The 23,395-nt window shown below is 72.1% G+C and carries 20 protein-coding genes; 4 read left to right on the top strand and 16 right to left on the bottom strand.

From position 1 onward, the window contains the following. Positions 1-1,881: 1,881 nt before the first annotated feature. The 10 genes from truB to rimP form a co-directional block, all read right to left on the bottom strand. Positions 1,882-2,769: a tRNA pseudouridine(55) synthase TruB gene (gene truB / locus AB0I88_RS19850; RefSeq protein WP_361026139.1), complete on the bottom strand. Its 888-nt coding sequence runs from the start codon at positions 2,767-2,769 to the stop codon at positions 1,882-1,884. A 75-nt stretch (positions 2,770-2,844) separates the two neighbouring features. Continuing rightward, complete coding sequence (locus AB0I88_RS19845; protein ID WP_361026136.1) at positions 2,845-4,176, bottom strand: MATE family efflux transporter; 1,332 nt, start codon at positions 4,174-4,176, stop codon at positions 2,845-2,847. Between the two features lie 480 nt (positions 4,177-4,656). Beyond that, positions 4,657-5,670 (bottom strand): bifunctional oligoribonuclease/PAP phosphatase NrnA, encoded by a 1,014-nt coding sequence (locus tag AB0I88_RS19840; RefSeq protein WP_361026133.1) that lies wholly within the window; start codon positions 5,668-5,670, stop codon positions 4,657-4,659. Next, positions 5,667-6,137, bottom strand: coding sequence for a 30S ribosome-binding factor RbfA (rbfA, locus tag AB0I88_RS19835; RefSeq protein ID WP_361026130.1), 471 nt, complete (start codon positions 6,135-6,137; stop codon positions 5,667-5,669). The genes AB0I88_RS19840 and rbfA overlap by 4 nt, the downstream gene beginning before the upstream one ends. A gap of 70 nt (positions 6,138-6,207) precedes the next feature. Continuing rightward, positions 6,208-6,501 carry a DUF503 domain-containing protein gene (locus AB0I88_RS19830; RefSeq protein ID WP_361026127.1) on the bottom strand — a complete coding sequence of 98 codons (294 nt, stop codon included), beginning with the start codon at positions 6,499-6,501 and terminating at the stop codon, positions 6,208-6,210. Between the two features lie 30 nt (positions 6,502-6,531). Beyond that, positions 6,532-7,560: an SAM-dependent methyltransferase gene (locus AB0I88_RS19825; protein WP_361026124.1), complete on the bottom strand. Its 1,029-nt coding sequence runs from the start codon at positions 7,558-7,560 to the stop codon at positions 6,532-6,534. Positions 7,561-7,803: 243 nt separating this feature from the next. Beyond that, on the bottom strand, positions 7,804-10,887 hold the full coding sequence (infB, locus tag AB0I88_RS19820; protein WP_361026121.1) for a translation initiation factor IF-2: 3,084 nt from the start codon (positions 10,885-10,887) through the stop codon (positions 7,804-7,806). Positions 10,888-11,021: 134 nt separating this feature from the next. Further along, entirely contained in the window at positions 11,022-11,324 is a 303-nt protein-coding gene (locus AB0I88_RS19815; RefSeq protein ID WP_361026118.1) for a YlxR family protein, read from the bottom strand. Between the two features lie 34 nt (positions 11,325-11,358). Then, the gene (nusA, locus tag AB0I88_RS19810) at positions 11,359-12,375 is read right to left on the bottom strand and encodes a transcription termination factor NusA (RefSeq protein ID WP_361026115.1); all 1,017 of its coding nucleotides are present in this window, start codon (positions 12,373-12,375) and stop codon (positions 11,359-11,361) included. Next, positions 12,372-12,995 (bottom strand): ribosome maturation factor RimP, encoded by a 624-nt coding sequence (gene rimP, locus AB0I88_RS19805; protein WP_361026112.1) that lies wholly within the window; start codon positions 12,993-12,995, stop codon positions 12,372-12,374. The genes nusA and rimP overlap by 4 nt, the downstream gene beginning before the upstream one ends. A gap of 122 nt (positions 12,996-13,117) precedes the next feature. Between rimP and AB0I88_RS19800 the strand changes: the two genes are divergently transcribed. Genes AB0I88_RS19800 through AB0I88_RS19790 form a run of 3 tightly spaced genes read left to right on the top strand, consistent with a single transcriptional unit; the run spans position 13,118 to position 14,780 of the window. After that, positions 13,118-13,585 carry a hypothetical protein gene (locus AB0I88_RS19800; protein WP_361026109.1) on the top strand — a complete coding sequence of 156 codons (468 nt, stop codon included), beginning with the start codon at positions 13,118-13,120 and terminating at the stop codon, positions 13,583-13,585. Between the two features lie 18 nt (positions 13,586-13,603). Beyond that, complete coding sequence (locus AB0I88_RS19795) at positions 13,604-14,029, top strand: ferritin-like domain-containing protein (protein ID WP_361026106.1); 426 nt, start codon at positions 13,604-13,606, stop codon at positions 14,027-14,029. A 25-nt stretch (positions 14,030-14,054) separates the two neighbouring features. Continuing rightward, positions 14,055-14,780, top strand: coding sequence for a nucleotidyltransferase domain-containing protein (locus tag AB0I88_RS19790; protein WP_361026103.1), 726 nt, complete (start codon positions 14,055-14,057; stop codon positions 14,778-14,780). Between the two features lie 6 nt (positions 14,781-14,786). On the opposite strand, the gene map is transcribed toward AB0I88_RS19790, so the two are convergent. Next, positions 14,787-15,644, bottom strand: a complete 858-nt coding sequence (gene map / locus AB0I88_RS19785; protein WP_361026100.1) for a type I methionyl aminopeptidase — start codon at positions 15,642-15,644, stop codon at positions 14,787-14,789. A gap of 79 nt (positions 15,645-15,723) precedes the next feature. On the opposite strand from map, the gene AB0I88_RS19780 reads away from it, so the two are divergent. Then, positions 15,724-16,038 carry an STAS domain-containing protein gene (locus AB0I88_RS19780; protein ID WP_361026097.1) on the top strand — a complete coding sequence of 105 codons (315 nt, stop codon included), beginning with the start codon at positions 15,724-15,726 and terminating at the stop codon, positions 16,036-16,038. On the opposite strand, the gene AB0I88_RS19775 is transcribed toward AB0I88_RS19780, so the two are convergent. The 5 genes from AB0I88_RS19775 to AB0I88_RS19755 all read right to left on the bottom strand — a co-directional run bounded on the left by AB0I88_RS19775 (position 16,025) and on the right by AB0I88_RS19755 (position 23,386). Beyond that, entirely contained in the window at positions 16,025-19,567 is a 3,543-nt protein-coding gene (locus AB0I88_RS19775; protein WP_361026094.1) for a SpoIIE family protein phosphatase, read from the bottom strand. The two genes, AB0I88_RS19780 and AB0I88_RS19775, sit on opposite strands and share 14 nt — an antisense overlap. An 82-nt stretch (positions 19,568-19,649) precedes the next feature. Then, a complete protein-coding gene (locus AB0I88_RS19770; protein WP_361026091.1) occupies positions 19,650-20,384 on the bottom strand; it encodes a gamma-glutamyl-gamma-aminobutyrate hydrolase family protein in 735 nt (244 codons plus the stop codon). Then, a complete protein-coding gene (locus AB0I88_RS19765; RefSeq protein ID WP_361026088.1) occupies positions 20,369-21,082 on the bottom strand; it encodes a gamma-glutamyl-gamma-aminobutyrate hydrolase family protein in 714 nt (237 codons plus the stop codon). The genes AB0I88_RS19770 and AB0I88_RS19765 overlap by 16 nt, the downstream gene beginning before the upstream one ends. A gap of 177 nt (positions 21,083-21,259) precedes the next feature. Further along, positions 21,260-22,024: a 3-oxoacyl-ACP reductase gene (locus AB0I88_RS19760; RefSeq protein ID WP_361026085.1), complete on the bottom strand. Its 765-nt coding sequence runs from the start codon at positions 22,022-22,024 to the stop codon at positions 21,260-21,262. Then, positions 22,025-23,386 carry an aldehyde dehydrogenase family protein gene (locus tag AB0I88_RS19755; protein ID WP_361026082.1) on the bottom strand — a complete coding sequence of 454 codons (1,362 nt, stop codon included), beginning with the start codon at positions 23,384-23,386 and terminating at the stop codon, positions 22,025-22,027. Between the last annotated feature and the right edge of the window lie 9 nt (positions 23,387-23,395).

Here is a 23,395-nt window from a genome sequence, read left to right as displayed (position 1 = left end):
GCCTGATCGGGCGGCTGGCGCCGCACGATCCGGCCCGGGCGGCTGGCGCCGCACGGGCCACTGGGTCCGGCTTTCTCGCGACGCGGCTGCCGGGTCGCGGCCGTGGTGCGCCGTCGGGTGAGAGATCGTCTTCGGCTGGCTTTCAGGGCTGACCCTGCTGGCCAATTCGCCCCGCCCCGCCCGCCTGCACGCCCACCGGGCGGGCGGGGGGCGCACAGCGCTCCGACGGTGCGCCCCGAGCACCGCTGTGACACTGGTGAGCGACCGCGCGGGGCCCTGCGTGCGTGCCGAATCGCTCGGCCCCCTCTGCCCGCCGGGCGGGCGCCCCCAGCGCTCCGACGGTGCGCCCTGCCGCCCTGCCGCCCTGTCGCCCTGCCGCCCTGTCGCCCTGTCGCCCTGCCGCCCCGGCGTCCTGCCGCCCTGTCGCCCTATAGCCCTGTCGTCCTGGCGTCCTGTCGCCCCGGCGCCCTGGCGTCCGGTGGTCGGAGGGCCGGCGTGCAGAGCGATGTGTGCTCGGAGAACACGACACCCATAGTGGGTGTGACGACACCCGTTGCAGGTGTCACGTCTGCCGAACACCGATAGCCCGTGATCCGCGTCCCGCCTCCCCCGACGAAGACTCGTTCCTGCGTGCGCGGCCAGCCGGTGAACGTGGCGGTGGTTGCGTGTGACGGCCGGCCGATGCCACACGCTGAAATCCACGGGACGGCGTCACCGCCGGTGGCCGGAGGGCGGCGTGCAGGGCGATGTGTGCTCGGAGAACACGACACCCGTCGTGGGTGTGACGACACCCGTTGCGGGTGTCACGTCTGCCGAACACCGATAGCCCGTGATCCGCGTCCCGCCTCCCCCGACGAAGACTCGCTCCTGCGTGCGCGGCCAGCCGGGGAACGTGGCGGTGATGGCGAGTGGCGGCCAGCCGATGCCACACGCTGGAGTCCACGGGACGGCGTCACCACCGGTGGCCGGAGGGCCAGCGTGCAGAGCGATGTGTGCTCGAAGAACACGACACCCATAGTGGGTGTGACGACACCCGTTGCAGGTGTCACGTCTGCCGAACACCGATAGCCCGTGATCCGCGTCCCGCCTCCCCCGACGAAGACTCGCTCCTGCCTGCGCGGCCAGCCGGGGAACGTGATGGTGATGGCGTGTGACGGCCGGCCGGTGCCGCACGGTGGGGTTCACGGGGCAGCGTCAGCGGCGGTCGCCGGGGAGTCATCACCGGCAGGCCGGGTCGTTTCGCCGGTCTTGCTCAGGGACGAGCGCACCGTTCACGCAACGCCGTCCGCATCCGCAACCACCGCAACGGACGAGTCTTCACCGGTCACCGACACGGTCGCCGTCGCCGTCGTCGGTCATCGAATCCCTGATCCAGGTCCGGTCCCCGCTACCTCGCACCCGCGTCGTGAGGCCTGGCGAAGCGGGGCCGGACCGGACATGCGCTGATAGCGAGCCTTCATTGATAAGCCGGCAGGGTCAGCCCTGACATAGATGGCAAAACGCTCGCCCTCGCCCCGCCCGTGCCGGCCAGGTGGGCGCGCACAGCGCACCGATCATGTGCCCGGACCACCGCTACGACACCCGTGAACGACCACGCAAAGCCAGACGTGCGCGCCGGTCGGCACCTACCGGCCGCGGGAAGGCACGGAGAACAATCGGCCATCAGCATCAGAGCTGACATGTCGGCTGTTCAAGGAAAGCTGGTGGAGAGCCCTTTCTTGAACAGCCGGCAGGGTCAGCGTTGAGAGCCGGCCGGGCCACCGAGGTCAGCCCGGTGGGCGCGGCACGGGATCGAGCCGGCAGGTGCTCGCGTGGCTCGGCGGGACGGTGCCCGTGGGTGGGGAGGGTTCATCTCCGTACCGGTGAATGTGGGGTTGCCGTTCAGGCCGGAGCCAGGACGATCTCGGCCCGGGCGCGCCCGGCCCGTTCGCTGACGATGGCCAGGACCTCGCCGGCCGGATCGAAGACGGCGTAGGGGCCGTCGATGCCGGCCGCCGCGAGCGGGCCGCCGTGACGGAGGACGCGGGTCTCCTCCTCGGTGGCGGTGCGCTGCGGGAAGGACCGGCGGGCCGCCTCGGACAGCGGGAGGCCGATCACGTCGGGGGCGCGTTCCTCGAGTTCGGCGAGGGTGGCGGCGGCGTCCAGGGTCATGCCGCCGACCGCGGTACGGCGCAGTGCGGTGAGGTGCCCGCCGACGCCGAGCGTGTTGCCGAGGTCACGGGCGATGGCCCGGATGTACGTGCCGGAGGAGCAGGTCACGTCGATGTCCACGTCGATGACGTCGCGGCCCTCGGGTCGCCGGATGTCGAGGACGTCGAGCCGGTGGACGGTGATCCGCCGCGCCGGGATCTCCACCGACTCACCTTCACGGACCCGCTTGTACGCCCGCTGCCCGTTGATCTTGATGGCGCTCACCGCGCTCGGGACCTGGTCGATCTCGCCGGTCTGAACGGTCAGCCCGGCCCGGACGGCGTCGTCGGTGACCGCACCGGTGGAGGCGGTCGCGGTCACCTCGCCCTCGGCGTCGTCGGTGACCGTGGACTCGCCGAGCCGGATGGTCGCGGCATAGCTCTTCTCCGAACCGATCACATAGGTCAGCAGGCGGGTCGCCCGGTTCACCCCGATGATCAGCACGCCGGTCGCCATCGGGTCCAGCGTGCCCCCGTGCCCCACTCGCCGGGTCTTCGCCAGCCGGCGGATCCGGGCGACGACGTCGTGCGACGTCATCCCGGCCGGTTTGTCCACCACGATCAGTCCGTCCGTGTTCACCGGCTCACCCTATTTCCCCGCCCGGCCCGAGGTGGCCGTGCCCTGCCGCGCGCATGGCGAAGAGCGCCTCGGCCTCTACCGGGTGACGCCCGTGACCACCCAGTGCGGTGAGCGCCACCGCCACATCAGCGCCACGAAGCGGCCGAGCGTGAACAGGCCGAGACCGGCCCAGACGCCACCGAGGCCGAGGTCGAAGGCATAGGCCAGCCAGATCGCCGGAAGAAAGCCGAACAGGGCGGACAGCACCGTGACGGTACGCAGGAAGGCCACGTCCCCGGCGCCGATGAACACCCCGTCGAGGGCGTAGACGACCCCGGCGATCGGGAGCAGCGCCACGAACCACGGCCAGATGACGGCGGCCTGCTGGTGGACGGCCGGGTCGCCGCTGAACCAGCCGGGCACCACCGGGGCGCCGGCCGCCGCGAGGGCCGCGAAGGCGAGGGCGGCCATGCCGCCGGCGAGGGTGACGCGGCGGGCCACGTCGCGGGCCTCGTGTTCGTCGCCGGCTCCGAGAGACGCCCCGACCAGCGACTGCGCCGCGATCGCGACCGCGTCGAGGGCCAGCGCCGCGAAGAACCAGAGCTGCAGCACGATCTGGTGGGCGCCGACGGCAGCGACGCCGAAGCGGGCCGCCACCGCGGTCGCGGACAGGAAGCACGCCTGGAAGGCGGCGCCGCGGATCAGCAGGTCACGACCGAGTACCAGCTGGCGCACGATGATCGAGGGCACCGGCCGCAGAGCCCGGGTCTCGCGGACCAGCGCGGCCAGGAAGAGGGCGCCGCCGAGACTCTGCGCCGTGACGTTGGCGATGGCGGAGCCGGTCAGGCCGAGTCCCGCCGGGTAGACCAGGATCGGGCAGAGCATCGCGGACAGCACGTTCGCGCCGAGGACGATCCACAGCGGACGGCGGGTGTCCTGCACGCCGCGCATCCAGCCGTTCCCGGCGGCGGCCAGCAGCAGGCCGGGCGCGCCCAGGACGGCGATCCGCAGCCAGCCGGCAGCGGCTTCGGCGATCTCCGGGTCACCGGCCAGCAGGGTGGTGAGCGGGCCGGCGCCGACCAGGCCGAGCACCGCCAGCAGGACGCCGGCGGCGAGAGCCGTCCAGGAGGCCTGGACCCCCTCGGCGACCGCGGCGTGCCGGTCGCCCGCGCCGAAGCGGCGGGCGGCGCGGCCGGTGGTCCCGTACGCCATGAGCGTGCCGAACCAGGCGGCCAGCGACATGACGGTGCCGCCGATGGCGACGGCGGCCAGCGGGACGGCGCCGAGATGCCCGACGACGGCGGTGTCCACGAGCACGTAGAGCGGCTCGGCGGCCAGCACCACGAGGGCGGGCAGCGCCAGGCCGGCGATCCGGCGGGCGGTCGCGGTGCGCCGTGGGTGGGTGTACGCGTCGACAGGCGGGCTCATGGCTTCCCATGATGCCCGCCTGGAGGTAAGGGCCGCAACGCAGCCCTGTCACTTACCCCCACCGACTCCGCGCGGACCCTTACTGACGCGTGTCCAGGGAGGTCTGGAGTGCCTGGCGGGCCTGCTCGCGGGCGTCGTCGGTGGGCTGAGGCTTCGGCTTGGCAGCCATGAGAGGGAGTTCCTTCCAACGGGTGCGGGCGCGCCGTGAGACGGAGCGCCCCTAAGGGTCGAGCGGGGCGTCACTCGCCGGCCCGGGATCGCCGGGCCACTGGCTCAGGTGACGCCGGCCCGGGCCGGTGGACCCGGGTGGCTCGAGGCCTCGCGGAAGGCGGTGGTGGCAGCCGCGCGAAACCAAATCACCGTTCAGGAACCCAAACTAACGTTCACTCATGCCGCCGCAGGGCTGGATCCCGCGATCCGGGATGAGAAAAGCGGGGCCCACCCCTTCGGATGACCCCCGCTCAGCAGCGAGAACACAACTCAGCTCAGGTGTTCGTCCAAAATCCGACGCACGGTGTCCACCACGTCGGCGGCTTCGCCGTACGCGGTGAAGCCGGCCGCCAAGCGGTGCCCACCGCCGCCCTGCGACATCGCCACGCCGCTCACGTCGACCGCACCCTTGCTGCGCAGCGACACCGACCACTCACCGGCCGCGACCTGCTTCACCACCACCGCCACGTCCGCCTCGGCCACCGAGCGGACCGGGTCGATCAGGGCGTCCAGCACGTACGGAGGCTGGCCGTGCCGCTCCAGGTCGGCGAGCGTGGCGTAGGTCCACACCATGCCCCGCCCACCGGCCGCGGCCGGCTCCAGGACGGCCCGTCCGAGCACCTCACCGGTGAGCTTCATGGCGCCGAACGGACGGCTGTCGAAGATCCGCCGGGAGATCTCACCCGGCCGGATCCCGGTGGCGATCAGCCGCGCCGCCAGCTCGTGAACCGTTACCGTGGTCATGTCGAACTTGAACGAACCGGTGTCGGTCGCCAGAGCCACGTAGAGGCACTCGGCGATCTCCGCGTCCAGCGGCACCCCGAGCCGGGCCAGCAGCTCGTCGGCGACCACCGAGGTGGCGGCCGCCCGCGGGTCGACCAGGCGCACCGTGCCGAAACCGGTGTTCGACGCGTGATGGTCCAGCACCACGCTGACCGGCGCCGCGGCGAGCCGCCCGGCCAGCCCGCCGAGACGTGACTCGCTCGCCACGTCGAAGACCACCACCAGCCGGGGCGCGGCGTAGGCCTCCGTCTCCGGTGCCAGCAGGGCCGAGCCGGGCAGCCCGGCATAGGGGCCGGGAACAGCGAATTCTCCGGGGAACGAGGCCCGTACCCGGGTGTACCCCAGCCGCCGCAGCCCCAGCCCGAAGCCGAGCATGCTGCCCAGCGCGTCCCCGTCCGGGTTCACATGGCAGATCAGCTGAACCTCGTCGTCCGCGCCGGTGCAGCGGACCGCCGCGACCGCGGCGGCCCACTGCTCGGCGGCCGGCCCGGACAGGGTCACCCGTGATCCTCCCGGGCACCGACCCGCTCGGCCTCGTCGTCCTCGGTCTCGTCGTCCTCGCTCTTGTACGGGTCCGGGTCGCCGGCGTATTTCGCCCCGGCGGCCAGCCGCTGCACCTCCTGGTCGCGGTGCTTGGCCTGGGCCAGGAGGTCGTCGATCTCCTTGACGTGGGTCTGCACGTTGTCCAGCACGAACGTCAGGCTCGGCGAATGCCGCAGCCCGAGCGCGTGGCCGACCCGGCTGCGCAGCATGCCCTTGGCGCTCTCCAGGGCCGCGGCGGTCGAGGCCTGCTCCGTCGCGTCACCGAGAACCGTGTAGAAGACCGTCGCCTCACGCAGGTCGCCGGTGATCCGGGCATCAGTGACCGTCAGCATGCCGAGGCGGGGATCCTTGATCTCCCGCACCAGCGAAGCCACCAGCTCCCGGACGCGTTCCGCGTGCCGGCGTGTCTTGGCTGGGTCCGACATTTCGCCCACCTCCGACTGTTCATCCCGCGGGTCAGCGTGCCCCCGCCCAACTGATGAAGCGTACCCAGCGTCAATCCTCGTCGCCGTACAGCCGTCGCTTGACGGAGAGCAGCTCGACCTCGGGACGGCCGGCCAGCTGGTTCTCACAGGTGTCGACGACGGAACGGGCCTGAGCCGGGTCCGCCGCCACCACGGCTACCCCCAGCAGCGCCCGCCCATGCAGGTCATGGAAGCCCACCTCGGCGGCGCTGACCTCGAACTTCTTCAGCATCGCCAGAATCGGGCGGACATAGGAACGCTTCTGCTTCAGCGAACGGGAGTCACCGGGCAGAAGCAGATCGAAGACTGCGGTCTCGGTATACATCAGCGAGCAGGGTACTGACAACGGACCGGGTCAGCGCGGGGTTTTCCGGGCCACCACCACATCACGCTCGATCCCCTGGTCCACCCGGTGCTCGAGCGGCAGGTGCTCGACCAGCTCCAGCCCGCTCGCCAGCAGAATGTCCTCGGCCAGCTCCCGCTTGGCGACCTTGGTGTTCCAGGACAGGCCGATCGCGCCGCCCGGGCGCAGCAGCGGCAGCCACTGCGGCACGGCCCGCTCCAGCAGGTCCAGCGGGCGCCGCGACAGGCCGCCCTCGTCGTCGTAGCTGCCGTGCGCGATCCCGTACGGCAGGTCGGCCACCAGCACGTCCGCCACGTTGCCCCGGATCAGCCCGTCCAGCCCCGTGGTGTCGGCGTGCAGCACGGTCACCTTCTGCACGGCGCCGGCCTTGTGATCGTCCTTGCTGGCCGCCATGGTCACCTCCAGGCGGCGCGCGGCCCGGCGGCCCTGCCGGCGCACCGGGACCAGCTCGGCGGTGTGCTTGAGCCGCTTGCGCTTCAGCCAGGTCTGCAGGAACAGCTTGTAGGCCTCGACGTCCTTGCCGTCGATCTCCACGCCGATGGCGTCGTAGCCGTACATCAGCGCCTGGTTCAGCGTGGTGCCGCGGCCGCACACCGGGTCGAGGACGGTGAGATGCCCGTCCAGCATCCGCCCGGCCGAGGCGGACGCCAGCACCGTGAGATTCAGCACCAGCTTGGTGAACTGCTCGTTGGTCTTCCCGGCGTACTTCGGGATGGTGATCAGGTCGCTGTCATACCGCGCCAGCGGCGCGAGCGCCAACGGCCGCAACAGGCCGTCGTCCACCCGCTCGAAGAGGGCGTGGGCCGAGGAGAGATTCGAGACGTACGCGATGTCGCGCTCGGAGAGATCGGCGGAGAACGTCAGGTACTCCACCCCGCCCAGCACGGTCACGTCGACGTCGGCCAGACCCGATGACAGCACCGGCCCGAACGCGGCCAGCTCCGCCTGGGACATGCGGGACGCCTGGTCGGCGTAGACACGGTTGGCGGACGGCGCGAGCAGCATGGCGTAGCGGGACATGCCGCCATCCTCCCAGCCGCCCCTCGGCGCCCGCCGACGGGACCCGCACCGCCGGGCGAAGCCACCCGCGCAGCGAGAGCGCGGCCGCCGGGCTCAGCCCGGCGGCCGCGGCAGAGGCGTGCCCGGGCAGCGCCTCGCGGGGCGCCACGGGACGGCCCTGCTCGACGGGGGCGGCCGTGCCCGTACCGAAGGAAAAGCCGACGGCCCGGCGCTCGCACGCCGGGCCGTCGGGAGTCGCGGAGCTTACGCCCGCGGCTTCTCACGCATCTCGAAGGTCTCGATCACGTCGCCGACCTGCGGCGAACCGTAACCGCTCAGCGTCAGACCACACTCGAAGCCCTCGCGGACCTCGGTCGCGTCGTCCTTGAACCGCTTGAGCGAGCTGATCGTGACGTTGTCCGCCACCACGGTGCCCTCGCGGATGACGCGGGCCTTGGTGTTGCGGCGGATGAGACCGGACCGGACGATACAGCCAGCGATGAGACCGATCTTGGACGAGCGGAACACCTCGCGGATCTCCGCCGTGCCGAGCTCGACCTCCTCGTACTCCGGCTTGAGCAGGCCCTTGAGCTCGGCCTCGATCTCCTCGATGGCCTGGTAGATCACGCTGTAGTAGCGGATCTCCACGCCGGAGCGGTCGGCCAGTTCCTTGACCTTGTTCGACGCACGGACGTTGAACCCGATGATCGTCGCGCTCTGGTCGGAGGAGGCGGACGCCAGGTTGACGTCGCTCTCGGTGATCGCACCGACGCCGCGGTGGATGACCTTGAGCTGCACCTCTTCCGGAATGTCGATCTTGAAGAGCGCGTCCTCGAGAGCCTCGACCGAACCCGAGCCGTCACCCTTGATGATCAGGGTGAGCGAAGCCTTCTCGCCCTCCTTGATCTCCTTGACGATCTCGTCGATCGTCTTCGGGCGGGTCGAGTTCGCGAAGGTCGCCGCACGACGGCGAGCCTGCCGCTGCTCGGCGATCTGCCGCACGGTGCGGTCGTCCTCAGCCGCGAGGAACGTGTCACCGGCGCTCGGCACCGAGGTCAGACCCAGGACCAGGACCGGACGCGCCGGACCCGCCTCGGCGATCTGCTGGCCGTTCTCGTCGAGCATGGCCCGGACGCGACCGTGGGCACCACCGGCGACGATCGAGTCACCGGCACGCAGCGTGCCCTTCTGCACCAGGACGGTGGCGACGGCGCCGCGACCCTTGTCCAGGTGGGCCTCGACCGCGACACCCTGGGCGGGGCCGTCGATCGGGGCGGTCAGCTCGAGCGCCGCGTCGGCGGTCAGCAGGACGGCCTCGAGGAGGTCGTCGATGCCGATGCCGGGCTTGGCCGCGACGTTGACGAACATCGTGTCGCCGCCGTACTCCTCGGCGAGCAGGCCGTAGTCGGTCAGCTGCTGCCGGACCTTGTCCGGGTTGGCGTCCGGCTTGTCGACCTTGTTCACCGCGACGACGATCGGCACGTCGGCCGCCTTCGCGTGGTTGAGCGCCTCGACCGTCTGCGGCATGACGCCGTCGTCGGCCGCGACCACCAGGATCACGATGTCGGTCACCTTGGCGCCACGGGCACGCATGGCGGTGAACGCCTCGTGACCCGGGGTGTCGATGAAGGTGATCGCCCGCTCCTCCCCCTGGTGGGGGACGACGACCTGGTAGGCGCCGATGTGCTGGGTGATGCCACCCGCCTCGCCGGCGACCACGTTGGTCTTGCGGATCGCGTCGAGCAGCTTGGTCTTACCGTGGTCGACGTGACCCATGACGGTCACCACCGGCGGACGGGTGACCAGACGGTCCTCCGCCACCTCGGCGTCGAGGTCGATGTCGAACTGCGCGAGCAGCTCGCGGTCCTCGTCCTCGGGGCTGACGATCTTCACGGTGAAGCCCAGGTGCTCGCCCAGCAGCAGCAGGGTGTCGTCGGACACCGACTGCGTGGCGGTCACCATCTCGCCCAGGTTGAACATCTCCTGGACGAGCGAGCCCGGGTTGGCGTTGATCTTGTCGGCGAAGTCGGAGAGCGACGCGCCGCGCGAGAGCCGGATCTCCTGGCCGTTACCGCGCGGAGCACCGGAGCTCATCTGCGGAGCGGACAGGTTGTCGAACTCTTGACGCCGCTGCTTCTTCGACTTACGGCCACGGGTCGGCCGGCCACCCGGACGCCCGAAGGCACCCGCGGCACCGCCGCCACGGCCACGGCCACCGGCGCCACCGGGACGGCCGGGCGCACCAGCGCCGACCGGACCGCCGCCGCCACCACCGGGACCACCCGGACGGAAGCCGCCACCAGCGCCGCCGCCGCCACCAGGGCGGAAGCCGCCACCAGCGCCGCCGCCGCCACCGGGACGGAAGCCGCCACCAGCGCCGCCGCCACCACCGCCGCGGTAGCCGCCGCCACCGCCACCGGGGCCGCCACGGCCACCGCCGGGACCACCCGGACGACCGGCACCACCGGCGCCGCCGGGACCGGCCGGACGACCGGGACGCTGCGCGGGCATCGAGGCGGGACTGGGCCGCGGCGGCATCGAGGCAGGGCTCGGCCGCGGCGGCATGCCCGCCGGGTTCGGACGCGGCATCGAGGCCGGCGACGGGCGCGAAGCCCCGCCACCGGAGACACCGAACGGGTTGTTACCCGGACCGCGCGCGGGCGGGCGCGGAGCTCCGCCGGCCGGACCGGGACGAGGACCACCGGGGGTGCCGGGGGTCGTGGAACGGGTCGCCGCCGGAGAGCCCGGACGCGGCGGGACGCTGCCCGGACCGGGACGCGGGCCACGCTGGCCACCGCCCTCGGACGGGCCCTGGCGGCGCTCGGCGTCCCGGGAACGGGCTGCCTGCGCTGCCTGAGCGGCCTTGACCGCGGCCTCCTGCTCGGCCTTCAGCGCCGAGGCACGGGCCTCAGCGGCCGCCACCTCGATGTCGTGCGCGCTGGCCGGCTTGGCGACCGGACCGGGCGTCGGGCCCGGACGGCCGCCCGGCGGCTTGGGCCGCGCGAACTGGCCGGGCGAGGGCGCCGGGGAGGTTGGCGTGTTGGTGGGCGCTCCCGGCGTGGGACCCGGGCGGCGCGGCGGCTGGGGCCGCCCCATCGGCGGTCCCGGCCGCGGGGCCGTGGACGCGCTCGAACCACCGGACGCTGCGGGAGACACCGGAGACGACGGGGACGCCGGAATGGCGCCACCCTGCTCCAGGGCGCCACGGAGCCGCCGGGCCACGGGGGCCTCGACGGTGCTGGACGCGGATTTGACGAACTCGCCCATTTCTTTCAACTTGGCGAGAACGGTCTTGCTGTCGACCCCGAACTCTTTGGCGAGCTCGTGTACGCGGGCCTTGCCTGGCACTGCACTCCTCACTTCGAGGTCGTGCGAGCAGTACCCGCACAGACCTCACTCGTGCACTAGAAGCCTGGTCATTTCAGGGACTTCATCGTGTGCTCATCTGGGTCGTCCTACCTTGCTGGGTCGTGACGAGGCTGCTACGCCGCGCCATCGGTGGATCCGGACGGCACGGGGACCGTACGGATGTGCTCCGCGAGCAGCTCTGGGTCAGCAAATCCAGTGAGACGCAACGCACGCCCGAAGGCGCGACGTCGCTCTGCCTGCGCGAAGCAGGCCGGATCGGGATGCAGATGAGCTCCCCGCCCCGGCAGTCGGCGGGCCGGATCGGGCAGAAGCCGGAGGTTTCCCTCCGAATCTGCCGCGACGAACCGCAGCAATGAAGCGGCCGGCGCGCGTTTGCGGCAGCCGACGCAGGTTCGCGTCGGGCCGACCGAGTCCAAGTCTACCCCTCGACCGCGCCGACCGCGTATCCGGTCAGTTCCCCGCCTCGGCCGCATCACGGTCCGAGACTCCGGTCGGCTCGCTGTCCGAACGGATGTCGATGCGCCATCCGGTGAGACGGGCGGCGAGCCGGGCATTCTGTCCCTCCCGGCCGATGGCCAGTGACAGCTGGAAGTCCGGCACGGTCACCCGGGCCGTTCGGCTGGCCGCGTCCACCACCTCGACCCGCAGGGCCTTGGCCGGTGAGAGCGCGTTGCCGACGAAGTGGGCCGGGTCGTCCGACCAGTCGATGATGTCGATCTTCTCGCCGTGCAGCTCGCTCATCACCGCGCGGACACGCTGGCCCATCGGGCCGATGCACGCGCCCTTCGCGTTCACCCCCGAGACGGTCGACCGCACCGCGATCTTCGTACGGTGACCTGCCTCACGTGCGATGGCGGCGATCTCCACGGTCCCGTCCGCGATCTCCGGCACCTCGAGGGCGAACAACTTCTTCACCAGGGCCGGGTGCGAGCGGGACAGGGTGATCTGCGGGCCGCGGAAACCCTTGGCCACGTGCACCACGATGCAGCGGATCCGGGCGCCGTGCGGGTACGCCTCCCCCGGCACCTGCTCGGACTGCGGCAGAACCGCCTCCAGCTTGCCCAGGTCCACGGTCACGATGTTCTTCTCGGCCCTGGCCGCGTCCGCCTGCACCACGCCGGTGACCAGGTCGCCGTCGCGCCCCGCGTACTCACCGAAGTGCTGCTCGTCGGTGGCCTCCCGGAGACGCTGGAGAATGACCTGCTTGGCGGTCATCGCGGCGATCCGGCCGAAGTCGTGCGGGGTGTCGTCCCACTCCCGGACCACCGAGCCGTCCGCGTCCAGCTCCTGCGCCAGGACGGAGGCGACGCCGCTCTTGCGGTCGATGTCCACCCGGGCGTGGCTCTCCGCTCCCTCGGTGTGCCGGTAGGCGGTCAGCAGAGCGGTCTCGATGGCCGCCAGGATGGTCTCGAACGGGATCTCCCGCTCGCGCTCCAGGGCGCGCAGCGCCGCGAGGTCGATGTTCATTCCCCGCCCTCCCCTTCGTCGTCGTCTTCTTCGCCGTCCTCGTCACCGAAGTCGGCCTCGTCCATACGCTTGAACTCGATCTGGACCTTGCCCGGTCCCAGCCCGGCGAAGCCCAGCTCGTGGGTCTGACCGTCCACGTCCAGCGTCACGCCGGACTCGGTGACCTCGATGACCCGCCCGGTGAGCCCGCCGACCGCGACCAGGCGGCCGATGTTGCGGCGCCAGTGGCGTGGCTCGGTCAGCGGCCGGTCCACCCCGGGCGAGCCGACCTCCAACTGGTACTCCCCGGCGAGCAGCTCGCCGCCGGACTCCTCGGCCAGGTCGAGGGCCTCGGAGATCTCCCGGGAGACCACCGCCACGTCGTCCAGCCCGACACCACCGTCGGTGTCGATCAGCACCCGGACCACGAACCGGCGGCCGGCCCGGGACAGGGTGAGGTCCTCCAGGTCGTAGCCGGCCTCGGCGACCACCGGCTCGATCACCGCACGGATCCGGGAGCGGGCCGCACCCAGGTCGACCCGGGGCTGGGCAGGGGCATTGCGGGTATCCGGCTCCGGCCTGGTGCGGCGGCTGCCGGGGCGTCCACCGGGCCGGGCCCCGGCGCGACCACGCTGCGTCATCGGGCTCGACCTCTCGTTAGCTTTCTCGCAGGAACGACTATATGCCGCCGGGCCCGATGCGGCCCCGCGGCTGACGCTGAGCGTAACGCGCCGGTGGGCGGGTCGGAGCAGCGCCGCACCGAATGGTGTTGACTGGCCGGGTGCTATCGACTTCACGGCGGCTCCTGCTCGGGACGGCGCTGAGCGCCACCGCCCTGGCCGGGTGTGGTCTCCTCGACCGCACGCCTGCGCCGGACCCGCTGCCGGACCCGCTGCAACCCCTGTTGGACGAGGCTCTGGCGCTGGCCGCGGCGTACGACCGGGTGATCCTGGCGGACGCCGCGCTGGCCGCCCGGCTGACCCCGCTGGCCGACGATCACCGGGCGCACGCCACCGAGCTGGCCCGGGTGATCGGCACGACCGCGCCGTCGGCGGCCCCGCCCGCCTCGGCACCGGCCGGCGCCGCCGACACCACGGCCACGCTGCGTAAGGCCGAACAGGCCGCGCAGAAGACGGCGATGGCGGCGTGCAAGGCGGCGCCCCGGGAACGGGCCGGGCTCGCCGGGTCGATCGCGGCCTGCCGGGCCACGCATGCCGAGGCGCTGCGCTGACGGGCTACTGTCCACGGCGTGACGGAACAACTCGCCGCCGCCCTCGCCGCCGAGGAGGCGGCCATCTACGCGTACGGCGTGATCGGGGTGCGCCTGAGCGACGCCGACGAGGTGTCCCGGGCCCGGGCCTGTGAGCTGGAGCACCGCCGCCGGCGGGACGAGCTGGTGGACCGGCTCGACGAGCTCCGGGCCAGCACGGCGCCCGCGCCCCCGGCGTACCGGCTGCCGTTCGAGGTGGCCGATCGGGAGGACGCGCTGAAGCTGGCCGTCCATGTGGAGGACGGCGTGGCACAGGCCTGGCGGGCGCTGCTGCCGGTGACCGACGGCGACGAACGGGCCGATCCGCTGTCGTATTTGACCGACTCGGCAGTTCGCGCGACACGATGGCGCCGGATCGCCGAGGTCACGCCGCTGACGATGGCGTTTCCGGGGCGGCCGGGCTGATGATCGGCCCACCCCGGGAGGGCGGATGGCCGACAATGGTGGGGTGATCGACGAGCTCGACGCCTCCTCGCCCCGTGGGTCGCTCGCTATCCGTCTCCGCGACGTCATCCAGCAACGATGGTCCGCCGAGGTGCAGGCCATCGGGCTGTCCGGCTCGATGGCGCACGGCGACGACAGCGAGAGCAGCGACGTCAACGTCGTGGTGGTCACCTACCGTCCGAAGACGGGTCCCCGGTCCGCGCTGCGCAAGGTCGACGGCATCCCGGTCGACCTGCGGGTGGTCACCGCCGAGCAGGGGCTGGGCGAGGCCCGTCAGCTGACGCCGCGCTGGCCGCTGCTGGCCGACTGCTACCTCACCACGTTTCCGCTCTACGACCCGCAGAACTGGTTCGCCGACCGGCGGGAGGCCCACCTGTCGCTGCTCGCCGAGGCGCGGCCGATGGAGTTCACCGGCCTGGCCCGGCAGGACTGGGCGGTCGCGAGTGGCGCGCACACCCGGGCCGTGCGGCTCGCCCAGTGGTATGACACCGACGCCGCCATGATCCTGATGGCCGAGGCCCGGCTGCACGCCGCCCTGGTGACCGGTCTCCTGACCCGCACCCACTTCCGCAACGCGCCGGACGCGGTGAAGCGCACCGGCGTGGCCGCGGCCGACATGCAGGAGCTGGGCGCGATCCTCAAATACCAGGCCGAGGAGCTGACCGCCCGCGGCCGCCCGGTGGACGGCCGCCTCGGCGCGCTCTTCGACTGATCCGTTTCACGGAAGGGTCAGGATCTCGTGACCGTCCTCGGTGACCACCAGTGTGTGCTCGAACTGGGCGGTCCACCGGCGGTCCTTCGTGACGACCGTCCAGCCGTCCTTCCAGATCTCGTACTCATACGTGCCGAGCGTGATCATCGGCTCGATGGTGAACGTCATGCCCGGTTCCATCACCGTGGTGAGCTGCGGGTTGTCGTAATGCGGAACATACAGGCCGGAGTGGAACGTCTCGCCGATGCCGTGTCCGGTGAAGTCACGGACCACGCCGTAGCCGAACCGCCGGGCATACGCCTCGATGACCCGGCCGATCACGTTGATCGGGCGGCCCGGGGCGACCGCGCGGATGCCCCGCATCATCGCCTCGTGAGTGCGCTCGACCAGCAGCCGGGCCTCCTCGCTGACGTCGCCCACACAGAACGTGGCGTCGGTGTCCCCGTGCACCCCGTCGAGGTACGCCGTGACGTCCACGTTGATGATGTCGCCGTCCTCCAGCACCGTGGAGTCCGGGATGCCGTGGCAGATCACCTCGTTGAGCGAGGTGCAGCAGGACTTCGGGAAGCCCTTGTAGCCGAGCGTCGACGGGTAGGCGCCGTGGTCGAGCAGGAACTCGTGCACCACCCGGTCGATCTCGTCGGTGGTCACGCCCGGTTTGCAGTGCTCGCCGGCCAGCTGGGTGGCCTGCGCCGCGATCCGCCCCGCGACCCGCATTCTCTCGATGACCTCGGGGGTCTGGACATGCGATCCGTGCCATTCACGCGGGCGTTTCCTGCCCACGTACTCAGGGCGGACGATGTGCGCGGGGACCGGCCGCTCCCGCGAGCGTCTTCCCGGCACGAGTGGGGCACGAACGGTCATGAGCACAGCCTAACCGGCCGCCCCGGCGCCGACCGGACCCGTCCTTGCCGCCCCCGGGACCCTGTGAAATCGTGTTCTCGTGGATCAAGACGGCCTGGACCCCAACTTCTCGGCGGTCGGTGAGGTGACCGGTGACCGGGTCGCCGTCACGGTGACCGGCGAGGTCGACATGGCGACCGCCGACGCGCTGTTCCAGGCCGCCACCCCGGACCGGGTCACCGCCGCCCTGCTGGACCTGCGGGCCGTGACCTTCTTCGACTCGGCGGCCATCCACACGCTGATCCGGCTGGCCGACCACTACCCGGGTGCGCTCGAGGTCTACCCGTCCGACCGGGTGCGCCGGGTGCTGGACATCTCCGGGCTCGGCGACCAGCCCTGGCTCAAGACGGGCTGAGCGGGCGCCGCAGCGTCACCTCGGTGCCGTCCATCCTGCGGTGCACGGACAGTTCGGTGAGCGCGCCGATCAGGGCCAGGCCACGGCCGCGGAACCCGGCGTCGGTGGCGGGGCGCCAGCCTCCGGTGTCGCGTACCGTCACGCTGACCGCGTCGGCGGTGAGCGACGCGGTGACGGTGACCACCGGCTCGGCTGGGTCGACCGGGTGCTCGATGGCGTTCGCGGCCGCCTCGGAGACCGCCACCACCAGGTCGAAGGCGTCCGCCTCGGGCACCTGGTGCGCGGCCAGGAAGTCCTCCAGCCGGCGGCGCAGGACACTGAGCCGGCCCGGATCGGCGGGCAACCGGAGCACGAACTCGCGTGGCTCGGTCACCTCCAGGGCGACCAGGGCGATGTCGTCCCGGCGGGTGTGCCGGGACGCCTCGGCGAGCAGCGCGTCCAGCAGATCGTCGATGTGGTCGGCCGGTTTGGCGGCGTCGGCGGTGAGCTCGGCGAGGCCGCTGTCGATGCCCTCGCTGCGGTCCTCGATCAGCCCGTCGGTGTAGAGCAGCAGGCGGGTGCCGGCGGTCAGCCACGCCTCCCGGGTGGGATAGGTGACCGAAGCGAGCGCCCCGATCGGCGGGCCCAGCGCCGAACCGTGGAGGAACGTGCCCAGCTCGCCGGGAACGACCACGACCGGGGACGGGTGGCCGGCCGAGGAGTAGCGCACCCGGCGGGTCCGCGGGTCGAAGCCGACGCAGAGGACCGTGGCGAACTGCCGCCGGCCCAGCGTGTCGACCAGGCGGTTGAGGCGGCTCAGCGCGGTGCCGCAGTCGAAACCCTCCAGCAGGTACGCCCGCAGCGCGTTCCGCAACTGCCCCATGCCCGCCGCCGCCTGCACACCCTTGCCGACCACGTCGCCGATGACCAGGAACAGTTCGCCGTCCGGGCCGGGGATCACGTCGTACCAGTCGCCGCCGACCCGAGCCTCGCTGCTGCCCGGCACGTAGCGGCCGGACACCAGGGCGCCCGGAACCCGGGGCAGCGACTGGGGCAGCAGGCTGTGCTGGAGGGTGGAGGCGATCCGGTGCTCGGTCTCGTAGAGCCGGGTGTTGGCCAGCCGCAGCCCGACGAGCCGGGCCAGCTGGGTGAGCACGGCCGGGTCGGCGGGCTCGTCCGGTCCGGACCAGACCCGCAGCTCGCCCAGCGGCGGCCCGGCGGTGTCCGGCAGCGGCAGCACCACGTCCGGTGGGGCGCCCGCCACGGCGCCGCCGTCCCGCTCGGCCCGGGCGCCCGGCGCGGTCAGCACCACCCGCCCGGCAGACGTCATGGTGATCACGTGCCGGGCCGCCGTCTCGAGGACCTCGGCCGTGGTCGTGACGGCGTTGAGCGCGGACGCCACGTCGACCAGCCCGCGCAGGCGGCTGACGATCTGCCGGCGCAGCTGGCCGAGTTCCAGGTTGGCCCGCACCCTGGCCAGCAGCTCCCGGGTGGAGAACGGTTTGACCAGGTAGTCGTCGGCGCCGGCGGCCAGTCCCTCGACCGCGGCCTCCTCTCCGGCGCGGGCCGACAGGACCACGATCGGCACGTCGCGGGTGCGCTCGCCGGCGCGCAGGCGGGCGATCAGCGCGAAGCCGTCCAGCCGCGGCATCATGACGTCCGTCAGCACCAGGTCGAACTGCTGTTCGGCGGCCAGTTCCAGGGCGTCGAGCCCGTCCACCGCGGTGACCACGTCCCAGTACGGGCCGAGCAGCCGCGACATGTGTTCCCGCAGGTCGGCGTTGTCGTCGACGAGCAGGATCCGCCCGCCGGCGCCGTGGCCGGACGGTTGCGGCGCCGCCGGGCCGTCTCCCGCCCACCAGGTCGCCTCGTCCACCCAGAGCCGTGGTTCGGCCGACTGCCCGGGTGGCGCCGGTTCGTCGGTGATCCGGTCCGGCGGCAGGTGGGCCGTGCCGAACAGGATCCGCACGGTGAACTCGCTGCCCATCCCGGGACGGCTGGTCACCCCGACCGAGCCGCCGTGCAGTTCGGCCAGCTCACGGACCAGCGCCAGCCCGATGCCGGTGCCCTCGTGGCTGCGCGACCAGGCGCCGGTGACCCGGTGGAACCGGTCGAAGAGCAGCGCCTGCTGGTCGTCGGGGATGCCGGTGCCGGTGTCCCGGACCGACAGCAGGGCGTGTCCGTCCCGGGCCCGGACCCGGACCTCGACGCCGCCGTCGCGGGTGAACTTGACCGCGTTGGACAGCAGGTTGAAGACGATCTTCTCCCACAGCTCGTGGTCGACGTAGACCGGTTCGCCGAGCGGCGGGGTGTCGACGGTGAGCGCGAGCCCGGCCCGCTCGATGGCCGGGCGGAAGGTGCCGGCCAGCCGGGCGGTGTGCCCGGCCAGGTCGGTCGGCCGGTAGACGGCCCGCATCCGCCCGGACTCCATCCGGGAGAAGTCGAGCACCGTGTTGACCAGTTTGAGCAGGCGCAGCCCGTTGCGGTGCACCAGGGTGAGCCGGTCGCGCACCGGATCGTCGAGCGCCGGGTCGTCGATCAGGTCCTCGATCGGGCCGAGGATCAACGTCAGCGGGGTACGGAACTCGTGGCTCACGTTCGAGAAGAAGTTGGTCTTGGCCTGGTCCAGGGCAGCGAGTTCGGCGGCCCGGCGGCGCTCCTGCTCGTACGCCCGGACGTTGGCCACCGCCCGGGAGATCTGGGCGGCCGCCAGGTCGAGGAAGTCGCGGTAGTCGCCGTCCAGTGCGAGGAACCGGCTCACCGCGACGACCAGCACGCCGACCGTGTCCGCGGCCACGCCGATCGGCAGCACCAGCGCCTCCCCGGCGGCCGGCTCGGCGGGGAGGGTGAGGTCGGCGAGCGGGATGAGCCCGGGCCGGCCACTGGCGCGGACCGCCCGGATCGCCGGGTGCGGATCGGGGTCGTCCAGGATCAGCGCGGCGAACGGCACGTCGTCGGCGTTCTCGGTGAGGACCGCGGCGGCCTCGGCGGCGAGCGCCTCCTGGTCCGGCGAGTCGGCCAGGCGACGGCCCAGGGCGCTGAGGGTACGGACGCGCCGCTCGCCGAGCACCCGCCCGGTGGTCTCGGTGACGATGCACATCACCCCGCCGGGCGTGCCGTCGTCGGCGCGGATCGGGTCGTACGAGATGTCGAAGTACGTCTCCTCGAGAAACCCGTACCGTTCCAGCATGAACAGGTGGTCGCGGGCGTAGAACGACTGGTCGTCGGCCAGCACCCCGTCGAACAGCTGGTGCAGCAGCTCCCACGCCTCGGCCCACAGCTCACGGCCGGGGCGGCCGAGGAATCCGGGGTGTTTGCCGCCCATCGTCGAGACGTAGGCGTCGTTGTAGAGCGCGACGTACTCCGGCCCCCAGAAGATGATCATCTGTGCCCGTGAGGCGAGCATCGTGGACACCGCGCCGGCCAGTTCCGGCGGCCAGGTGGACGGGTCTCCGACCGGGCTCTCCGACCAGTCCAGTGCGGACATCCGGGCGCCCATCTCACCGCCCCGCTCGAAGGCGTTGCGCAACCGCCTCGGCAGGGCACCCATGCACGCCTCCCACGGATCCACGGGACACGGATGGCACACCCGGTCCGCTGGCACGTTAACACCGGACCGGCGTGCCCGCTCATCAGGCGGCGACGACCCGCCCCCGGACCGCCGCCTCGACCAGCGCCTCGAAGGACCGCAGGTCGCTGGTCCGCTCCGGGTGCCATTGGACGCCGAGCGCGAAGGCCCGCCCGGGATGTTCGACGATCTCGATGACCCGGTCGTCGGGGCACCAGCCCACCGGGACGAACTCGCCCGGATCGGCGATCGCCTGATGGTGGAACGAGTTGACCGTGAGGGTGCGGCCGAAAAGGGTGTGCGCCAGCGTCTCGTCCTCCACCACGACGTCGTGCCGGCCGTAGTCGGAGGCGTTGGCGGCCAGCGGGTCGGTGCCCGCCGCGGCCCGGTGCCGTTCGTGGCCGACCAGGTCCGGCAGGTGCTGGTGCAGCGAGCCGCCGGTGGCCACGGCCATCAACTGCATGCCCCGGCAGACGCCCAGCATCGGCAGGCCGGACTCCAGGGCGGCGCGCATCAGCATCAGCTCGGAGACGTCACGGACCTTGTCCACCTCGGTGGCCGGGTGCGGCGGGGCGCCCCAGTTCGCCGGGTCGATGTCGCCGCCGCCGCAGAACACGATGCCGTCGAGCGCCTCCAGCACGTCGGTGCCGGGGTCGTCGGGGGTGATCAGGACGGCCCGGCCCCCGGTGGCGTGCACCGCCTTCACGTAGGACATCGGCAGCATCCCGGCCATCAGGTCGTTGCGGCCGTACTGCACCTGCTCGGCGTAGGCGGTAAGGCCGATCAGCGGTCTGCGCATCTTCCGGTGCTCTCCTTCGTCGCCGCCGTCACCAGGGCGCCGAAGAGCCGCCGGTCACGGCCGACCTCCGGATGCCACTGGACACCGAGGACGAACCTCCGATCCGGGTCCTCGACCGCCTCGGGCAGGCCGTCCGCGGCCCAACCGGTGACGGTCAGCGAACCGGGATCGGCGACCCCCTGGTGATGGAAGCAGTTGATGGTCAGGTCGTCGCCCATGAGCTCGGCGATCCGGCTGCCCACGGCGAACTCGGCGGACTGCGAGCCGTAGACCCCCGGGCCCGGGCGGTGCTTCTCGTGGCCCAGCACGTCCGGCAGGTGCTGGTGCAGGGTTCCACCGGCCGCCACGGTGAGCAGCTGCATGCCCCGGCACACGCCGAGCAGCGGCAGGTCCCGGTCCAGGGCGGCGCGGAGCAGGGTCAGCTCACCGGCGTCCCGGTCCGGATGGGTGACGGTCTCCGGATGCGCCCGCCGGCCGTACCGGACGGGCTGCACGTCGGGACCGCCGGAGAGGATCAGCCCGTCGAGCCGGTCGAGGACGTCCGGGTCCCGATCGTCCGGCGGCAGCAGCACGGCCCGGCCGCCGGCCAGCCGCACCGCCTCGACGTAGTCGTGCGGCACCAGCGCCGACTCGAGATCGACCCAGACGCCCCACGTCGCGGGCACCACGTAGGACGTTATGCCGATGATCGGACGCATCGCACCACCGTAGTCACAGGCGCGCGGCGCCGGTGAACCGGCGCCGCGTCACGGGCCCATCTGTCCCACCCACACGGGGATCTGACCCGTCCGGGCGGGGATTCGACCCCACACCCCTCATTGCCTCGCTGAGCTGGATGTACGGGTCTCGTTCCCACCGTAGCGGGTCGGCAAACGTCACAGTGGGGTTACGTACGCCCCGGTGATGCCGCCGTCCACGACGAACTGGGAGGCCGTCATGAACGACGCGTCGTCACTCGCCAGGAACGCCACCGCGGCGGCGATCTCCTCCGGCTCGGCGAACCGGCCCATCGGCACGTGCACCAGCCGCCGGGCGGCCCGCTCCGGATCCTTGGCGAACAACTCCATGAGCAGCGGCGTGGCCACCGGCCCGGGGCAGAGCGCGTTGATCCGGATGCCCTCGCGGGCGAACTGCACGCCCAGCTCGCGGGTCATCGCCAGCACCCCGCCCTTGCTGGCGGTGTAGGCGATCTGCGAGGTGGCCGCGCCGAGCAGGGCGACGAACGAGGCGGTGTTGATGATCGAGCCCTTGCCCTGCCGCCGCATGTGCGGGATCGCGTACTTGCAGCAGAAGAAGACGCTCGTGGTGTTCACCCGGAGCACACGCTCCCACGCGTCCAGGCCGGTGACCAGGATCGAGTCGTCGTCGGGCGGCGAGATGCCGGCGTTGTTGAAGGCGATGTCGACCCGGCCGTGGCGTTCCGCGACCCCGTCGAACAGGGCTTCGACCTGCTTCTCGTCGCTGACGTCGCAGGCCACGAACTCGCCGCCGACCTCCTGCGCGACCGCCTTTCCGGCCTCCTCGGAGATGTCGACCGCGACGACCTTGGCGCCCTCGGCGGCGAACCGCCGCGCGGTGGCCAGGCCGATCCCACTGCCGGCGCCGGTGATCACGGCGATCCGGTCCTGTAGACGTTCCACTCAGGCTCCCGTCGAGATGAACACGTTCTTCACGTCGGTGAAGGACAACAGGGCGTCCGGTCCCAGCTCACGGCCCAGGCCGGACTGTTTCATGCCACCGAACGGGGTCCAGTAGCGCACCGAGGAGTTGCTGTTGACGCTGAGCGCGCCGGTCTCGACCGCCCGGGACACCCGCAGCGCCCGGCCCACGTCCCGGGTCCAGAGCGAGCCGGACAGGCCGTACTCGGTGTCGTTGGCCAGCCGGATCGCGTCCTCCTCGTCCCGGAACGGCAGCACGCTCACGACCGGGCCGAAGATCTCCTCGCGCCAGTGCCGGTCCGCGTTCGAGCGGGCCAGCAGCACGGTCGGCGGGAACCACCATCCGTTCGCCTCCGGCACGGTGCCGCGGAACGCGATGTCAGAGCCTTCGAGGTACGACGTGACGGCGTCCCGTTGCCCGGCGGAGATCAGTGGCCCCATCTCCGACGAGTCGTCGGAGGGGTCGAGCACCCGGAATCGCCGGACCGCCGGTTCCAGCAGCTCCAGGAACCTGTCGTACACCGACTCCTGGATCAGCAGGCGGGACCGGGCGCAGCAGTCCTGGCCGGCGTTGTCGAAGACCGCGCCGGGTGCCGCGGCGGCGGCCGCCGAGAGGTCCGCGTCCGCGAAGATGATGTTGGCGCTCTTCCCGCCGAGCTCCAGGGTCACCCGTTTCACCTGGTCGGCACAGCCCGCCATGATCGACTTGCCGACCTCGGTGGACCCGGTGAAGCAGACCTTCCGCACCGCCGGGTGGGTGACGAACCGCTGCCCCACCACCGAGCCCTTGCCCGGCAGCACCTGGAAGACGTGCTCCGGCAGCCCGGCCTCCAGCGCCAGCTCGCCGAGCCGGATCGCGGTCAGCGGGGTGAGCTCGGCGGGCTTGAGCACGACCGTGTTGCCGGCCGCCAGGGCGGGCGCGAACCCCCAGCCGGCGATCGGCATCGGGAAGTTCCACGGCACGATGATCCCGACCACGCCGAGCGGCTCGTGGAACGTCACGTCCACGCCGCCGGGCACCGGGATCTGCCGCCCGGACAGCCGCTCCGGGGCGCCGGCGTAGTAGTTGAGCACGTCCCGGACGTTGCCCGCCTCCCAGCGGGCGTTGCCGATGGTGTGACCGGCGTTGCGTACCTCGAGAGTCGCCAGTTCCTCGAGGTGGTCCTCGACCACCGCCGCGAAGCGGCGCAGCAGCCGCGCCCGGTCCCCCGGCGACACCTGACGCCACTCACCGAAGGCGGTCCGGGCGCGCTCGATCGCCGCGTCGGTCTCCGCCGAACCCAGCGACGGTACGGTCGTGAAGACCTCGCCCGTCGCGGGATCGATCACCTCTGTAGTACCCACGCCAAGATC

The sequence above is a fragment of the Actinoplanes sp. NPDC049802 genome (assembly GCF_040656595.1).
Classification (GTDB): Bacteria; Actinomycetota; Actinomycetes; order Mycobacteriales; family Micromonosporaceae; genus Actinoplanes.
This window is presented reverse-complemented; position numbering and strand designations above follow the sequence as displayed.

Coding starts and splice junctions, on each gene's coding strand:
- AB0I88_RS19845 (WP_361026136.1), bottom strand. CDS start 4,176: ATGAGCCCGCCTGTCGACGCGTACACCCACCCACGGCGCACCGCGACC.
- rbfA (WP_361026130.1), bottom strand. CDS start 6,137: ATGTCGGACCCAGCCAAGACACGCCGGCACGCGGAACGCGTCCGGGAG.
- AB0I88_RS19830 (WP_361026127.1), bottom strand. CDS start 6,501: ATGTATACCGAGACCGCAGTCTTCGATCTGCTTCTGCCCGGTGACTCC.
- AB0I88_RS19825 (WP_361026124.1), bottom strand. CDS start 7,560: ATGTCCCGCTACGCCATGCTGCTCGCGCCGTCCGCCAACCGTGTCTAC.
- nusA (WP_361026115.1), bottom strand. CDS start 12,375: ATGAACATCGACCTCGCGGCGCTGCGCGCCCTGGAGCGCGAGCGGGAG.
- rimP (WP_361026112.1), bottom strand. CDS start 12,995: ATGACGCAGCGTGGTCGCGCCGGGGCCCGGCCCGGTGGACGCCCCGGC.
- AB0I88_RS19800 (WP_361026109.1), top strand. CDS start 13,118: ATGGTGTTGACTGGCCGGGTGCTATCGACTTCACGGCGGCTCCTGCTC.
- AB0I88_RS19790 (WP_361026103.1), top strand. CDS start 14,055: ATGGCCGACAATGGTGGGGTGATCGACGAGCTCGACGCCTCCTCGCCC.
- map (WP_361026100.1), bottom strand. CDS start 15,644: ATGACCGTTCGTGCCCCACTCGTGCCGGGAAGACGCTCGCGGGAGCGG.
- AB0I88_RS19775 (WP_361026094.1), bottom strand. CDS start 19,567: ATGGGTGCCCTGCCGAGGCGGTTGCGCAACGCCTTCGAGCGGGGCGGT.
- AB0I88_RS19770 (WP_361026091.1), bottom strand. CDS start 20,384: ATGCGCAGACCGCTGATCGGCCTTACCGCCTACGCCGAGCAGGTGCAG.
- AB0I88_RS19765 (WP_361026088.1), bottom strand. CDS start 21,082: ATGCGTCCGATCATCGGCATAACGTCCTACGTGGTGCCCGCGACGTGG.